The organism is Promicromonospora iranensis (assembly GCF_028994775.1).
GTDB classification, from domain to species: Bacteria; Actinomycetota; Actinomycetes; order Actinomycetales; family Cellulomonadaceae; genus Promicromonospora; species Promicromonospora iranensis_A.
Genome location: NZ_JAJQMN010000002.1, coordinates 266455 through 282339, shown reverse-complemented (window position 1 = coordinate 282339; position 15885 = coordinate 266455). Strand labels below are relative to the sequence as shown.

Sequence of the window (15885 nt, the reverse complement as noted above, 5' to 3'; positions counted from 1 at the left end):
TCAGTGCTGCGCCCCTGTCCGGGGCCGGGCGAACCGGGCGAGCAGCGCGCCGGAGGCGACGAGGAAGGCGGCGGCGAGCAGGACCTGCCACGCGACGCCGCCGGTGGCGGCGAGCGGGGGAGATCCGTCCGGCCCGACGTCGTGCGTGGTGGACGGGCAGCCGTCCGCAGAACAGGGGGACGATCCCGCGACCGTCAGCTGGTTGCGGATCGTCTCCCCCGCCGCGTCCTCGTCGACCCGGACCTGATAGGTCAGGACCTCGTTCCCGGACAGGCTCGGGACGGTCCACGTGAGCAGCGTCCCCTCGAGGTCCGCCGCGCCGGCGGTGGTGCGGATACTGCCCGGCACGACGGTGGCATGCGGCAGCACGTCCGAGAGGTCGTCCGGCACCACGGCTCCCGTGACGGGCCCGTTCGCGAGCTCGCTCGCGGTGACCCGATAGGTGATGAGGTCACCCGGACGGACCGACGTGCCGGACGCAGGGTCGCTGTCCTTGGCGACCGCCCACGTCGGACCCGTGGCCCGCCGGTCGCGGAACGTGACGAGCGCGAAGTCGGTGCCCGCGTTGCCGGCGTCGACCACCACGGGATCGCTGACCGGCTCCTCCGGCATCAGGTACCCGTCCGGCGCGGCGGTCTCGACCCAGAAGTACGTCCCGAACAGCAGACCGTCCACCGAGCACGTGCCGTCGTCCCCGGTGATGCACGAGTCGACCACCTCGTCGGTGCCGAGGCTGTAGGTCCCGTCACCGTCGTCCAGCACCAGGTCGAACTCACCGCCCGGTAGGACACGGTCGTCCTCGGCATCCAGCTTGCGGACCGCCAGGGTCGAGGTCAGCTGCGGATCACGAAAGACCGACGGCGGCATCGCCGTGCCCGCGTTGCTCGCGTCGACGACCACCGGGTCGCCGACCGGGGCGTCGGGCAGCTCGTAGCCCTGCGGTGCCGCGGTCTCGACCCAGAAGTAGGTGCCGAAGTCGCGCTCGCCGATGGTGCAGGTGCCGTCGTCCCCGGTGGTGCACGAGCCGACGAGCTGGTCGATCTCGGGGTCGTAGGCCCCGTCGCCGTTGTCGAGCACCAGGTCGAACTCGGCGCCCGCCAGGGGCTCGTCGGTCTGCGCGTCGAGCTTCGACACGGTGAGCTCCGAGAACAGCCGCGGGTTGCTGAACGTGAACGTGTTCGGTGCGCCCGCGTTGTCGGCGTCGACGACTATCGCGTCACCGACCGGGTTGTCCGGCACCGGATAGCCGGGCGGCGGGTCGGTCTCCACCCAGAAGTACGTGCCGAAGTCGAGGCCGCCGACCGAGCAGGTGCCGTCACCCCCGGTCTCGCACGAGCCGACGACGGTGTCGCCCTCGTCGTGCCCGCCGTCGCCGTTCGTGTCGAGCACCAGGTCGAACCCCGCGCCCGCCAGCGGCTGCCCGTCCTCCGAGTCGACCTTCTGCACCGTGAGCTCGCTCAGGACCCGGGGGTTGGAGAAGTCGACAGCGAGGTCGTCGCCGGCGTTCTCGGCGTCGATCGTCACGATCACGCTGGTCCGGTTCACCGGCACCTCGAAGCCGGGCGCCGGCGCGACCTCGTACCAGTAGTAGTCGCCGAAGCGCAGCCCGTCAGCCGAGCACACGCCGTCCTCGCCGGTGGTGCACGGGTCACCGAGGGGCTCGTCCGGGCCTTCCGGGCCGTCGGCCACACCGTCGCCGTCGTCCAGGTAGAGCTGGAAGACGGCGCCCGCGAGCGGGTCGCCGCTCTCGCCGTCGAGCTTGCGCACGGACAGGCTCGTGAGGATCTGCGGGTCCCGGAAGGTCGTGACCGCGAGCTCGCCGCCCGCGTTCTGGGCGTCGACGACGATCGGGTCGCTGACCGTCTCCTCGGGCAGATCGTAGCCGGGAGGGGCGGCGGTCTCGACCCACCAGTACGTCCCGAAGACGAGGTCGCCCACCGAGCAGGTGCCCTCGTCGCCCGCCGTCTCACACGATCCGGCGACCGGGTCGGTGCCCTCCTCGTAGGTGCCGTCGCCGTCGTCGCGCACCAGGTCGAACGCCCCGCCGGCGAGGGCGGCGCCGGTCTCGGCGTCCAGCTTCTCGACCACGAGCGTGGAGCGGATCTGTGGGTCCTCGACCACGAACGGGTCGATCTCGGTGCCCGCGTTCGTCGCGTCGAGTGTGATCACGCTGCCGGTGCGGTCCGCGGGCAGCTCGTAGCCCGGCGGCGCGGCCACCTCGAACCAGTAGTAGTCACCGAAGTCCAGCCCGCCGACCGAACAGCTTCCGGCGTCGCCGGTGGTGGTGCACTCGTCGACGAGATCGTCGTCGGGGTCGGGCGCCACGCCGACCCCGTCGCCGTCGGTGTCGCGATACAGACGGAACACCCCACCGGCCAGTGGGTCCTCGGTCTGCGCGTCGAGCTTCTGCACGGTGAGCGCGGAGAGGAGTCGCGGGTCCGCGAATGCGGTCGCGGGCAGCTCGGTGCCCGCGGTGGAGGCGTCGACGGTGACCATCGCGCTCGTGCGGTCGTCCGGCAGGTCGTAGCCGGCAGGTGCGGCCACCTCGAACCAGTAGTAGGTGCCGAAGTCCAGCCCGTCGAACCCGCAGGTGCCGTCCTCACCCTCGGTCGTGCACGTGCCGATCTGCGTGTCGTCCGGGTCCGGGCCGTCGCCGGTCACGCCGGCCTCCCCGTCGCCGTCGGTGTCGAGGTAGAGCGCGAACTCGCCACCCGCCAGCGGCGCCTGGTCCGACGCGTCCACCTTCTGCACGTCGAGCCGGGAAAGGACCCGCGGGTTGGAGAACTGGACCGTCAGCGCCTCGCCGGCGTTGGCGGCACCGATCGTGACGATCTCGCTGGTCCGGTCGTCCGGGACCTCGTAGCCGGGCGGCACTACGACCTCGTACCAGTAGTACTCACCGAAATCGAGGTCGGTGACGGTGCAGAGGCCGTCGCCGTCGTCACCAGTGGTGCACAGGTCGCCCACCGGCTGGTCGGCACCGGCAGGGCCGTCGGCGACGCCGTCGCCGTCGTCCTGGTAGAGCTGGAACACCGCACCGTCGAGCGGCGCGCCGCCCTCCGCGTCGACCTTGAGCACCGACAGGTCGGTGCGGAGCCGGGGGTCGGCGAACGTCGTGACGGGGAAGGTGCCGCCCGCGTCGGAGGCGTCGACGACGATCATGGCGCTCGTGCGGTCGGCGGGCAGCCCGTACCCGGGTGGAGCGGCGACCTCGAACCAGTAGTAGGTGCCGAAGCCCAGGCCGCCGATCGAGCACGTGCCGTTCGTGCCGTCGGTGGTGCAGGTCTCGACCTGGGTGTCGTCGGGGTCGGGTGCGTCGCCGGTCACACCGTCCGCACCGTCACCGTCCTCGTCGAGGTACAGCGCGAACTCGGCCCCGGCCAGCGTCGTCCGCGGGTCCGACTCGTCGACCTTCTGGACCGCCAGCGTCGAGGCGACCTGCGGGTCTGCGAACGTCGTCTGCTCGATCGTGCCGCCGGCGTTGGTGGCATCGACGGTGATCATGGCGCTGGTGCGGTCCGAGGGGAGCCGGTACCCCGCGGGTGCGCTGGTCTCGAACCAGTAGTAGGTGCCGAAGTCGAGGCCGCCGACCGAGCAGGTCCCGGCGGGGAGGCCGGTGCTGCAGGTGCCGATCAGCGTGTCGTCGGGGTCGGGTGCATCGTCCGCCACGCCGCCCGCGCCGTCACCGTCGTCGTCGCGGAACAGGGCGAACTGCCCGTTCTCCAGCGGCTGCTGGGTGCTGCCGTCGACCTTGCCCACCACGAGCTCCGAACGCAGGCGCGGGTTGTCGAACGTCGCCCAGGGCAGGTCGGTGCCCGCGATCTGGACGTTGATGGTGATGGCGCCGGAGACCTGTGGGTTCGCCGGACCGTACCCCGACGGCGGAGCCGTCTCGACCCAGAAGTACGTGCCGAAGTCCAGGCCTCCGACTGAGCATGTGCCGTCGGGACCGGTCGTCTCGCACGAGGCGACCACCTCGTCCGTCTCCGGGTCGTACTCACCGTTCTGGTTGGTGTCCGCGACGAGATCGAACGCGGCACCTGCCAGCGGCGCGCCACCGTCGGCGTCGAGCTTCTGCACCGTCAGCTCGGACAGCGCGCGCGGATCCTCGAAGGTGGAGATCTGCACCACGTCGACGTTCTCGGCGGTGATTGTCACCGGTGCGCTGAACCGCGGCTCTGGGAGTGTGAAGCCCTGGGGAGCCCGGACCTCGACCCAGAGATAGGTCCCGTAGTCGAGCCCCTCGACCTGGCAGGCACCGGGGCCCAGCCGTGTGACCTGAGCGAGGGTGACGCACTCGCCGACGAGCGTGTCGCCGTCCGAGGGCACGCCGTCGCCGTCGTCGAGGAGGAGCTCGAAGACCGCACCGCCCAGTGGCTCTCCATCGGCCGCGTCGACCTTCTCGACCTGCAGCGTGCCCGCCGCCCGCCCGTTGGCGTAGGTGAAGGTCTGTGTCGCGCCCGCGTTCGCCGCGGTGACCGGGATCAGCGGACTCGTCCGGTCGTCCGGCATGACGTGGCCAGGGGGTGGTGACACCTCGTACCAGTAGTACGTGCCGAACGGCAGGCCGGTGACCGTGCACAGGCCGGTGCCGTCGCGCCCGGTGGTACACGGCTCACCGACCGGCTCGTCGCCCTCGTCGGGCTCGTCGCCCACGCCGTCGCCGTCGTCGAGGTAGAGCTGGAAGACGGCGCCGTCCAGGAGCTCGCCATCCACCACGTCGGTCTTGCGCAGCGTGAGGTCGGTCAGGACCTGCGGGTCCTCGAACGGCGCCGTGATCGCCACGTCCGGCTCCGCCGCGGTGATCTCGATGCCGCTCGCCGACACCTCGTCGCCGGGCGGCAGCTCGTAGCCGGCGGGCGGGGTGACCTCGGTGACCGTGTACGTCCCCGTGGGCAGGTTGGCGGCGGTGAGCAGTCCGTTCTCGGGGTTCGCACCCGGGGATCCATCGTTGTCGGTGATCTCGAAGTCGATGTTCCACGGGTCGGCGGCGGCCGCGCCGGCGGTGCCCTGGACCCGGAACGTGGCGCAGCAGACCAGCTCGCCCGTGGTGGCGTCGCGCTTCTGCCAGGAGATGGAGCCGAGCGAGTTCACGAAGGTGAGGGTCTCGTCGGCGGACTCGCCGGGCGTGACGGTCTGCGGGCCGGCGCCGAGATAGCCCGGCGGCGGACCCGACTCGGTGACCGTGTACTCGATGCCCGGCTGGACGGTGGGGATGCGGATCACGCCGTCGGCGGGGTCGGCGTCGTTCGCGTCGTTGTCGGCGATCTCCAGGCTGTCGCCGGTCCCGTCCGGCAGGGGGTTGGGCGACACGGTGAAGGTCGAGCCGCCGACGGCGTTGCCCTGTTCGTCGTCCTTCTCGATGGTCAGCTCGGCGCAGGTCGACTCGATGGCGACCGGCTGGTGCAGGTGGTCCTTGAGCTGGGCGGTCGCGCCGCCAGAGGTCGAGCGCACGTTCATCGCGATGAAGTCGCTGAACCCGCACGACTCCTCGCCGAAGAGCGTGCTGATGTTCAGGCCGAACTCGAGGAAGAGCTGCGCCGCGCGCTGTCCGTCGGGCAGGGTGATCGTCGAGTCGTTCACGCGCCCCTCGACGTCGGTGGCGGGCGCTCTTTCCCAGCTGGTGTCCGCAGGTCCGACCCAGCGGTCGATCGCGAGGACGGTCAGCCCGGAGCCGGATCGCTGGAGGGTGACGCGGAGGTCGCCCCCCGACCGGTTCGGCACGGACACGCCGTTGCCGTTGACCGTGTTCTGTCGCTGGTTGAGCTCGAGGTACCAGGTGACCTGCCCCTGCGTCGCGAGCCTGTTCCAGGCGAAGAAGCCGTAGAGGTCCCCGTCCACCACGCGGTCGTACGCCCAGACGTTCTGGATGTCCGAGGCCCCGGGAGCGTTGCCCTGCGCCGCGTTGCGCCACTCGGAGAGCGGCTCGTCCTCGTGTCCGCTGTCGAGCACCGTCGTGTCGCCGCTGCCGATGCCGTCGACCACATGCGCTGTCGCGCTCTCGACGGCGGGCGTGCCCCAGTCGTCCCCCTGCGGATCGACCGGAGCCGTCGACGTCGTGCTGTTGTCGAACCCCTCGTAGAAGTTGCCGTCGATCTCGAAGTTCCCGATCACTACGTTGCCCGTGCCGTTCCCCTGTGCCGGGGGAGTGATCACGCCGCTCAGCGCTGTGGCGAGGGATATCGCGAGTATCGCCCGCGGAATGCGGGAACGTGCGCCGCTGGTCGGGATGGTCTCGGTTCGCTGTGACGGCTTCGGCACACCCGGCTCCTCATCGCCCAGACGCGGAACGACAGCCATGACAGTCACGGCTGCCACTCCATTGGGCCCGTCGTGAGCGAGGGGCGCAAACGCAATGAAATGCATGTTTCTGCGGTGCGCGGCAGCGGTGCGCGGCAAAGGCGGGCGCGGCTTCCGTGAAATCGCCCAGGAAATGGCGGCGAAATGACGCCGAATGCTCTGAGGGGCCCGACGCCGGAACTACGCGGGCTGCGGGTCGTGCGACAGCACCGCGTCCAGGAGACGCACGGCCGCCGCCTTGTCGAGCGGCGCGTTGTACGAGCCGCACTTCGGCGACTGGACGCACGCCGGGCACCCGTCGGCGCACGGGCAGGCCGCTATCGCGTCGCGGGTGGCCCGGAGCCATGTGGCGCCCAGGTCGTAGGCGCGTTCGGCGAATCCTGCGCCGCCCGGGTAGGCGTCATAGACGAACACGGTCGCCTCGCCGGTGTCGGGGTGCAGCTCGGTCGAGACCCCGCCGAGGTCCCAGCGGTCGCACGTCGCCAGCAGCGGCAGCAGCCCGATCGACGCGTGCTCGGCGGCGTGCAGCGCGCCCGGCGCCTGCTCGGGGGTGATGTCGGCGGCTCGCAGCACGAACTCGGGCACCGACCACCAGACGGCCACCGTGCCGAGCGTGTGCTCGGGCAGCTCCAGCTGCTCGGTCCCCAGCACCTGCATGTCCGGTATACGACGCCGCTGGAAGCTCACCACCTGCGACGTCACCTCCACCGGGCCGAGACCCCAGGTGATCGGTCCCCACTCGCGCGTGACCAGGTCGTGGCCGGGCGCGTCCTCGCCGTCACTCTCGGCGCCCGGGACGCCGGACGTCTCGGCGTCCTCGCCCCAGCCCTCGATGGCCACCGACATGACCGAACGGGACCAGGTGCCGTAGTCGAGCTTGCGCCGCTGCACGACGGCGGTGTGGTCGGTCAGGTCGAGGTGCGCCACCACGTAGGTGGTGCCCTGGTGCACGTAGACGGCACCGTCGTGCACCTGACCGTCCGCCGATGAGGCGTCGACGGTGCCGAGCATGCGGCCGGTGCCCTGCTCCACCACCCGGACGGGCGTACCACCCGCTCCCCGCAGGTCCGTGAGGCCTGCCGCGGCCTGGTGGTGGGTCCAGTACCACCCGGAGGTCCGACGCCGGAGCGCACCCCGGGCGACCAGCACCTGCAGGATCCCCCGGACGTGGTCGGGGTCGCCGAACGCCGCGAGGTCCTCGGCCCGGATCGGCGCCTCCTGTGCCGCTGCGCACAGGTGCGGCGCGAGCACGTGCGGGTTCGCCGGGTCGAACACCGTGGCTTCGAGCGGGGCGTCGAACACTGCCTCGGGATGCGTCACGAGGTAGGTGTCCAGCGGGTCCTCCCGCGCGACGAACGCGACCAGGCCGTCCGCTCCCGCGCGTCCCGCACGGCCCGCCTGCTGCCAGAGCGACATGCGCGTGCCCGGCCACCCCGCGATCAGGACGGCGTCCAGGCCGGAGATGTCCACACCGAGCTCGAGCGCGTTCGTCGTCGCCAGTCCGAGCAGGTCGCCGCTGCGGAGGGCCTGCTCCAGCTCCCGGCGCTCCTCCGGGAGGTAGCCGCCGCGATACGCGGCGATCCGCCGGGCAGCGTCGGGGGCGGCGTGGCGCAGGTGGTCGCGAGCCTGCTGGGCCACCGACTCCGCGCCGCGTCGGGAACGCGTGAACGCGAGGGTGCGCGCACCCGCCGCGGACAGGTCGGCGAGCAGGTCGGCGACCTCCGCGGTCGCCGACCGGCGCGGATGCTCCGGCGGCACCTCGGTCGCCACCGGCTCGGCCTCCGGATCCGGCTCGGGCTCAGCGGCGGGCAGCGCCCAGGGGTCCGGTTCGTCGTGGCGCGCCCGGCGCATCGACGCCGGCTCATCGCCGCGCCCAGCCCCGTGCGCGTCGCCGCCGTCGCCGTCCGCGGGCGGGCGCCAGCCGGCGATCTCGGGCGGCTGCCAGAGGACCACGGTGCGGCGTCCGGAGGGTGAGGCGTCCGCGGTCACGGCGGTGACGTCGTCGGGTGTGACGCCGATGAGGCGGGCCGCGCTGACCGCCGGCTCCGCCGTCGTGGCCGAGGCGACGACGAAGGTGGGCGAGCCGTCCCCGTACCGCACCGCGAGGCGCGCGAGTCGCCGCAGCACCAGGGAGACGTGCGCGCCGAAGACGCCGCGATAGGCGTGCCCCTCGTCGACCACCACGTACCGCAGCCCCTTCAGCAGCCGGGACCAGCGTCGATGGTTCGGCAGCAGGGCGTAGTGGAGGAAGTCGGGATTCGTCAGCACGACGTCGGCGTGGTCTTGCACCCACGAGCGTTCCTCGCGCGCGGTGTCGCCGTCGCACGTCGCGACGCGGACGTCGCGGGTCCCTGCGGCGTCGAGGATGCGTTCGAGCGCGCTCAGCTGGTCGGCGGCCAGGGCCTTCGTGGGGCTGAGGTAGATCGTCGTCGGGCGGATGTGCGCCGACCGGATGTTCCCCGGATCGAGCGTGGCGGCGGCGGCAGCGGTCCGGACCGCGGAGAGCGCGGGGAGCCAGAACGCGAGCGACTTGCCCGACCCGGTAGACGTCGCGAGGGCCGTGTGCCGGCCCTGGTGGACGAGGTCGGCGGCCACCGCCTGGTGCGTCCACGGCCGCTGGACGCCGAGCTTCCGGTACCCCTGCACCAGCGTCGCGTCGGCCCAGCGGGGCCAGTCGGAGTGCTCCGCGGTGCGCTCCGGGAACGTGCGCGACGCCGTCAGCCGCTCGGCGCGCGCGCCACCGGCGAGCAGCACGTCGAGCAGGGGATGGATGGGGTCGTCGGGCACGGTGCACAGTCTCGCACCGGTGGCGCCACGGTGGTGCCGGAGGCCGAGGAGTTCACCGGAGCGGATCAAGGGACCGGCACGTCCACGACGTGCCGGTCCCTCGAACCAGGTGATCGGTCCGGATCAGCGATCCGGGTCAGCCGTCGCCTCAGGGCACCGCCGGCCGCACCACGCGCGCCGACCCGCCGCCGAGCCGGGTCGGCTCGGCCACGGCGGTGAGCAGCCCGTCGGGGCCGATCTCGATGGCGGTCGCCGCACCGATCGTCACGTCCGGCACGAGCTGGTGCCCGTACCCGGACAGTGCGGTGCCGTAGCGATCGATGAAGCCCTGTTCCGCGGTCGTCCGCGCCGAGTTCTGCGGTGTCGCCCGCGGCGCGGCGATCGCTTCCTCGATGGTCATGCCCAGGTCGATCCGGTTGATCAGCATCTGCATGACCGTCGTGATGATCCGCGAACCGCCCGGCGACCCGAGGGCGAGCACGGGGCGTCCGTCGGCCAGCACGATCGTCGGCGACATGGACGAACGTGGCCGCTTGCCCGGCTCGATCCGGTTGGGGTCGTCGGCGTCGTACTCGATGCTGAAGTCCGTGAGCTCGTTGTTCAGCAGGAACCCGCGACCGGGCACCACGATCCCCGACCCGCCGATCTGCTCGATCGTCAGCGTGTACTCGACCACGTTGCCCCACCGGTCGGCGACCGTCAGGTTGGTCGTCGACGTGCTCTCGGTGTCCTCCGGCTCGGACGCCGGTGCGGCCGGCTCGTCGCACACGCCGTCGTACGACCGGGCGTCCCCCGCCGCGACGGGCTTGGCGGCCGCGGCCGCGGGGTCGAGCAGGCAGGCCCGTTCCTGTGCGAACGTGTCGTCCAGCAGCCCGGACACCGGCACGTCCACGAAGTCGCCGTCGCCCAGGTAGGCGGCCCGGTCCGCGTACGCCAGCGCGCTCGCCTCGATGTAGTGGTGCATCGCCGCGGAGTCGTCCAGGGACGCCAGGTCGAACTGCTCGAGGATGTTCAGCGCCTCGCCCACCGTGGTCCCGCCCGACGACGGCGGCGCCATCCCGTAGACGTCGTACCCGCGGTACGAGACGACGGTGGGGTCCCGGTCCACCACCTCGTAGGACGCGAGGTCCTCGGCGGTCATCGAGCCGGCGGGCACGGGGAGCTCGGTGCCCGGCGCCACGGGCGGCGTCTGCACGGCGTCCGCGATCTCCTCGGCGAGAACTCCCTCGTAGAACGCGTCCACGCCGCCCCGCGCGAGCAGCCGATACGTCGCCGCGAGGTCCGGGTTGCGGAACACCGAACCGACCTCGGGCGCCTCGCCGTCCGGCAGGAAAAGCTCGCTGGTGGAGGTGAGCGCCTCGAACCGCTCCTGGTTCGCCACCGTCTGGTCGTGGAAGAGCTGGTCGACGACGAAGCCTTGGTCGGCTACCTTCGTCGCCGGCCGCAGCGCCTGGCGCAGCGACGTCGTACCCCACCGCTCCAACGCGCGTTCCCACGTGGCGGGCGTTCCCGGCACGCCGACGCTGACGCCGCCGGTGACCAGGTCGGGATAGAACGGGTACGGCTCGCCGGTCGCCGGGTCGACGAAGGCGTCGTGCTCGATCGCCCCGGGCGCCGTCTCCCGCCCGTCGATGGTCTCCACCTGACCGGTCGCGGCGTCGTAGTGGACGAAGAACCCACCGCCACCGATCCCCGCGCTGTACGGATCGGTCACGCCGATCGCCGCGGCCATCGCGACAGCGGCGTCGGTGGCGTTGCCACCCTTGCGGAGCACCTGCAGGCCCACCTCGGAGACGACCGGATCGAGCGAGCTGACCGCGCCGCCGTACCCGGTCGAGGTCGGCACCCGCGGTGGGACGGGCTTCGAGCCGGTGGCCGTGGCGGCCGGGCTCGCCGCGAGGGCGCCGGCCAGCAGCAGGGCGAGCACGCCGGTGACTGCCGACGAACGAGCGGCGGATCTCTTCTTCATAGGCCTTTGCGCTCCTGACGTGTACGTCGTTCCCACAGCGGGACGGCACGGACTACGACGTACTGTCGGTGCAAAAGGGTGCTGAGCGGAATCAAGCGCGTGATATCCGAGCCTGGTCCGCGGGCCGATCACAGGTCGAAGAGCGTGGGCTGCTCCAGATAGACGCCCTCGGTCTCCAGCATCCGTAGCTTGGTGCGCGGGCCGCCGCGGGCCGAGAACCCGCCGATGCGGCGGCCGGCCGCCAGCACACGATGGCACGGCACGATGGGTGGGAAGGGGTTGCGACCCATGGCCTGCCCCACGGCCTGGGCTGCCCCGGGAGCGCCCAGCTCGGCCGCCACCTCGCCGTATGTGCGGGTCTCGCCGGGCGGGATGGCGCGCACCACCTCGTACACACGGCGGTCGAAGTCGGGCACTGCGCCCATGTTCAGGGGAACCTCGGCGAGGTCGCCGACGCCGTCGTCGAGCAGCCGGACCAGCGCGTCGACGGTCGGCGCCACCCGCGTGGGCCGGGCCTCGACCGCTCCTGGGTACCAGCCACGCACCGCGCCCCGGACCTGGTCGGCGCCGCCGTGCGGCAGTGCCGAGCCGACGATCTCCGCGTTCTCGTCCCAGACGAGCGCGCACTCGCCGATCGCCGTCGGGATCACCGCGAACTCGAGCCTGGTTCGGTCCATGCGCCACACCCTAGGCGGGACCACCGACACCCTCGGGTCCGCTGCTGAACCGGTCAGCCGGTGGCCCTCAGCTGTTGCCCCAGCGCGCCGCGAGGTTCGCCGCCTTCTCCGCCGCGTCCGGTCCGCCGCTCGCCGTCGCGCCCATGTCTCCGGCCGCCGCCAGACCTGCCGCGAATCCCACCGCGTAGGTGGTGACCGGTGCGGCCGGCCGGGCGACGGCGTGCGCCGCGTCGCGGGCCAGGTCGAGCACCGCCCCGACGTCGACGGTCCCCGGCGGAAGGCCGAGCTCCTCCTCCAGCGCCGCTACCCAGCTGTCGAGGTCTGTCATCTCGGGTCCTTTCAGTTGTCGGCGGTCGTCCCACCGGTCTCGCCGGTTGTCGCCCCGAGCCGGGCCGCATCCGCCGGGGTGTCGATGTCGTCGCTCCAGCCTGCCCGGTCCGGCACCTCCACGCAGTGGAGCCCGCCGACCAGGTGCTTCATCGAGGCACCATCCGTGGTGATCCCACGGAGCGCCGCGTCGAGGGCGGCGCGGCGATACAGGCCCACCAGCCACTGGGCCCGTCCCGCGCGCACCAGGTAGGCGCCGTCCACGGGTTCACGTGAAACAGCCTGCTCCAGGAGTGTGATCGCCCCCGCGGCGTACGGCACGTCCACCGCCAGGAGCAGTACCCAGGGCGCTCCCGGAGCCGTGAGTGCGCGAAGACCCGCCGCCAGGCCCGCGGCCGGACCGCCGAACGGGGGATCCTCCCGCGTGAGCACGGGCGTGTGCCGGACTGCATCCGGCGGCGCCTTGCTCGGCGGCGTCTCGCTCGACGGCGCCTCGGTCAGCGCGTCGGCGAGCTCCGGGGGGCCGACCACCACGACCTCTCGGGCCCGGCCGCTCGCCGTGAGCGCCCGGTCGAGCAGCCGCTCGCCGTCGACGACGAGGCGGGCCTTGGCCGTGCCGCCCAGCCGCGTGGCCTGGCCGCCGGCCAGCACCACGGCGTCGTGGGTGATCGACGGCGGCGTCTCGGTCGGGCGCACCGTCATCGCAGCATCAGCACCTGGACGAGGTCTCCGGCGCGCACCTTTTCCACGTCCGGCGGGACCAGTGCCAGGCCGTCGGCGGTGGCGAGCGCGGAGAGGGAGTGGTGGGAGCCCGTGGGCACGACGCCGCGACGTTCCGCGCCGGTGCTGCCGACCGCGCCGACGTCGGGCAGCGGGGCGAGCCGGACCGGAAGGACGAGCAGCCGCCCGGGTGAACCGGACCAGTCGGCCGCGGCGGCGAGTCGTACTGCGCGGGGTGCGTTGCTCTGCGTAGACAATGTCGACTCGGAGTAACACACCCCGCACACGTGGTGTCGCCCCGAGGCCTCCTCGCCACGAAGACGGTCGATCGCCGGGCGCGCGAACAGCTCGAACGACGCGTAGGCGCCCACCGGGTTGCCCGGCAGAGCCAGCCACGGCACGCTGCCCCAGCGGGCCAGCGCCTGGGGCTTGCCGGGGGACATGGCGACGGTGGCGACGTCGACGTCGGTCGCGCCGGAGCCGCCTTCCGGCCCGGACTTCGACGCCGCGAGGACCTCCCGCACGACATCCGCGGCGCCTGCCGACACGCCGCCGGCGGTCACGATCAGGTCAGCGCCGCCACCGTCGGCACTCCCACCGTCGGCACTCCCACCGTCGACACTCCCACCGTCGGCGCCCCTGTCGGCCCGCACAGCCCGCACAGCCCGGTCGAGCGTGCGACGGAGGGCCTCCGGGTCGTCGGGCACCGGGCCGAACCGGACGACGTCGGCGCCGGCCGAGCGGGCGGCTGCCGCGAGCATCGGCCCGTTGGAGTCGGTGATCTGCCCCGGGCCGAGCACGCCGCCCAGAGGCACCAGCTCGGACCCGGTGGAGATGACGGCGACAAGCGGCCGGCGCCGGACCGGTACGCGCACCGCCCCGGATGCGGCGAGCCCCCCGACCAGCGCCGCCGTCACCTCCGTCCCGGCGTGCGCGAGAAGTTCCCCCTGGCGTACGTCCTCGGCCGCGCACCGGACGTGCGGCCGGGGCTGCCGGGTGAGCGTGACGGACTCCTCCGCCCGGGGCGCGCCCGCGACGAACCGGCCGGTCGAGGTGCGTTCCACGGGGATCACGGCGTCGGCACCGGACGGGAGCGGGGCACCGGTCATGATCCGCACGGCCTGTCCCGCCCCGACATCGGCCAGACCGCCCGGCCCCGCCGCGACGTCGCCGGTCACCCGGAGCGTCACCGGGCTCCCGTCGGGCGGCAGGTCCGCCAGCCGCACGGCGTATCCGTCCATCGCGGCGCTGTCGAAGGGCGGGACGGAGGTCGCGGCGTACAGGTCCTCGGCGAGGACCGAGCCGAGCGCGTCCTCGAGGTCCTGCGTCCCGGCGCGCAACGGGGCGACCAGGGCGAGCACGTGCTCGACGTGCTCGGTGACGCTGCGCGCCTGCGGCTCCATGTGTCCGACCATAGGACAGCCGGGGACGATGGTGGTTTCGGAGCCCGCACAGCCTGTCGGCGAGTGGTGTGAGCCGCCATAATCGCTGCCATGCGCCTTCACCACGTCCAGGTTGCCTGCCCACCCGGCGGCGAGGACGCCGCCCGCCGCTTCTACGGCGAAGGCCTCGGCCTGACCGAGGTGCCGACGCCGGAAGGGCTCGCGGGCCGGGCCCTCTGCTGGTTCCGCGACTTCGACGAGGAGGGCCGCACGACCGCCGAGATCCACGTCGGCGTCCAGGAGCCGTTCGCGCCCGCCCGCAAGGCGCACCCGGCCCTCGTGGCCGACGACGTGGCGCACCTCGAGTCCATCGGTGCCCGCCTGGAGGCGCTCGGTTTCGAGGTCACGTGGAAGGACCGCTACACCTTCGACGGTTATGAGCGCTTCCACGCGTTCGACGGCGCGGGCAACCGCGTGGAGGTGCTGACGCCCGTCGGGTGACGCTCAGCCCTGCGCGCCCCTGCGCACCGGCCCCAGGGTGAACAGCAGCGTCGCCAGACCGGTGGCGGCGAGCAGCGCGAAGCCGATGCCGTAGTCGCCCTCGAACTGGTACACCGCTCCCATGACGAGGGGCGGCACGAACCCGCCGAGTCCACCGGCGGCGCCGACGACGCCGGTCACCGCACCGACCTTGTCGCGCGGCGCCACCTTGGCCACCAGCGCGAACGTTGCCCCCGACGACGCGCCCAACGCCGCCGCGAGGCCGAGGAACGCGATGGTGCCCACGGGTACCAGGCCCGGCTGGAACGCGACGACCGCAGCCAGCAGCGTGACCACGGCGAAGCACCAGAGGGACACGTTCACCGGCCCGAGCCGGTCGGACAGCACCCCGCCCACCGGCCGCATCACGACCGCGAGCACCACGAACCCGGCGGTGCGGGCCGCGGCGTCTGCGGCCTCCAGGTCGTACGCGTTGGCGAGGAACGTGGGCAGGTACACACTGAACGCGACGAACCCGCCGAAACCGACCGCGTACAGCCACGAGAGCTGCAGGGTCGCCGGGATCTTGAGGATGGACCAGGTGCGCGCCCACATCCCGCCGGCGCTTCCCGCCGCCCGGCCCGGTGCGTCCCGCAGCAGGAACCACGAGGCGACCGCGAACGCCGCGAGGATCACGGCGACCAGGACGAACGGCGCCCAGCGCCCGAACGCGTCGGCGAGGGGCACCGTCGTGAACGACGAGACGGCCGTGCCGCCCATGCCGACCCCGAAGATCCCCAGCGCGGTCCCGCGTCGCTCGGGCGGGAACCAGGCGTTGACGAACGGGACACCGACCGCGAACGTCGTGCCGCCCAGGCCCAGCAGGAACCCGCCCACGAGCAGCGCGACGTACGAGTCGGCGACGAGTCCCACGAACAGGACGGGGAGGATCGTCAGGGAGCTCAGGAGCGGGAACATCACCCGGGCGCCCAGGCGGTCGGTGAGCGCGCCCACCGGGATGCGGCCCACGGAGCCGACGATCACGGGCACGGCCACCAGCACCGACTGCTCGACGGCGGACAACCCGTACTCGACCCCGTAGGCCTGCCCGAGCGGGCTGATCAGCGCCCACGCCCAGAAGTTGATGGCGAACCCCACCGTGGCCAGCGCCAGCTGGATCGTCGGCGAGGTTCCCGCTGTCCCGGCCCCGCGGCCTTCCGCGGTGGGCTGTGCCTGCGTCATG

General features: G+C 72.7%; 9 protein-coding genes. 1 reads left to right on the top strand and 8 read right to left on the bottom strand.

What is annotated here, in order from left to right:
* From LUU90_RS04050 to LUU90_RS04020, 7 genes are all read right to left on the bottom strand, one after another.
* On the bottom strand, nt 1–6261 hold the full coding sequence (locus tag LUU90_RS04050) for a SpaA isopeptide-forming pilin-related protein (RefSeq protein ID WP_275002002.1): 6261 nt from the start codon (nt 6259–6261) through the stop codon (nt 1–3).
* Between the two features lie 219 nt (nt 6262–6480).
* Nucleotides 6481–9087, bottom strand: a complete 2607-nt coding sequence (locus LUU90_RS04045; RefSeq protein WP_275002001.1) for a DEAD/DEAH box helicase — start codon at nt 9085–9087, stop codon at nt 6481–6483.
* A gap of 148 nt (nt 9088–9235) precedes the next feature.
* On the bottom strand, nt 9236–11056 hold the full coding sequence (gene ggt, locus LUU90_RS04040) for a gamma-glutamyltransferase (RefSeq protein WP_275002000.1): 1821 nt from the start codon (nt 11054–11056) through the stop codon (nt 9236–9238).
* 128 nt (nt 11057–11184) lie between these two features.
* Nucleotides 11185–11733, bottom strand: a complete 549-nt coding sequence (locus LUU90_RS04035) for a methylated-DNA--[protein]-cysteine S-methyltransferase (protein ID WP_275001999.1) — start codon at nt 11731–11733, stop codon at nt 11185–11187.
* Nucleotides 11734–11800: 67 nt separating this feature from the next.
* Complete coding sequence (locus tag LUU90_RS04030) at nt 11801–12061, bottom strand: DUF6457 domain-containing protein (protein ID WP_275001998.1); 261 nt, start codon at nt 12059–12061, stop codon at nt 11801–11803.
* Between the two features lie 11 nt (nt 12062–12072).
* Nucleotides 12073–12762, bottom strand: a complete 690-nt coding sequence (gene mobA, locus LUU90_RS04025) for a molybdenum cofactor guanylyltransferase (protein WP_275001997.1) — start codon at nt 12760–12762, stop codon at nt 12073–12075.
* On the bottom strand, nt 12759–14183 hold the full coding sequence (locus LUU90_RS04020) for a molybdopterin molybdotransferase MoeA (protein ID WP_275001996.1): 1425 nt from the start codon (nt 14181–14183) through the stop codon (nt 12759–12761). Before LUU90_RS04020 ends, mobA begins: the two co-directional genes overlap by 4 nt.
* Before the next feature lie 90 nt (nt 14184–14273).
* Here LUU90_RS04020 and LUU90_RS04015 point away from each other — a divergent pair, with 90 nt between their 5' ends.
* Nucleotides 14274–14663, top strand: coding sequence for a VOC family protein (locus LUU90_RS04015; RefSeq protein ID WP_275001995.1), 390 nt, complete (start codon nt 14274–14276; stop codon nt 14661–14663).
* Between the two features lie 3 nt (nt 14664–14666).
* Here LUU90_RS04015 and LUU90_RS04010 read toward each other — a convergent pair whose 3' ends face one another.
* Nucleotides 14667–15884: an MFS transporter gene (locus LUU90_RS04010; protein ID WP_275001994.1), complete on the bottom strand. Its 1218-nt coding sequence runs from the start codon at nt 15882–15884 to the stop codon at nt 14667–14669.
* Nucleotide 15885: the final 1 nt, after the last annotated feature.

What these genes read in the sequence shown, in the direction of transcription:
- ggt (WP_275002000.1), bottom strand. Translation starts at nt 11,056, where the DNA reads ATGAAGAAGAGATCCGCCGCTCGTTCGTCGGCAGTCACCGGCGTGCTC.
- LUU90_RS04035 (WP_275001999.1), bottom strand. Translation starts at nt 11,733, where the DNA reads ATGGACCGAACCAGGCTCGAGTTCGCGGTGATCCCGACGGCGATCGGC.
- LUU90_RS04030 (WP_275001998.1), bottom strand. Translation starts at nt 12,061, where the DNA reads ATGACAGACCTCGACAGCTGGGTAGCGGCGCTGGAGGAGGAGCTCGGC.
- mobA (WP_275001997.1), bottom strand. Translation starts at nt 12,762, where the DNA reads ATGACGGTGCGCCCGACCGAGACGCCGCCGTCGATCACCCACGACGCC.
- LUU90_RS04020 (WP_275001996.1), bottom strand. Translation starts at nt 14,183, where the DNA reads ATGGAGCCGCAGGCGCGCAGCGTCACCGAGCACGTCGAGCACGTGCTC.
- LUU90_RS04015 (WP_275001995.1), top strand. Translation starts at nt 14,274, where the DNA reads ATGCGCCTTCACCACGTCCAGGTTGCCTGCCCACCCGGCGGCGAGGAC.
- LUU90_RS04010 (WP_275001994.1), bottom strand. Translation starts at nt 15,884, where the DNA reads ATGACGCAGGCACAGCCCACCGCGGAAGGCCGCGGGGCCGGGACAGCG.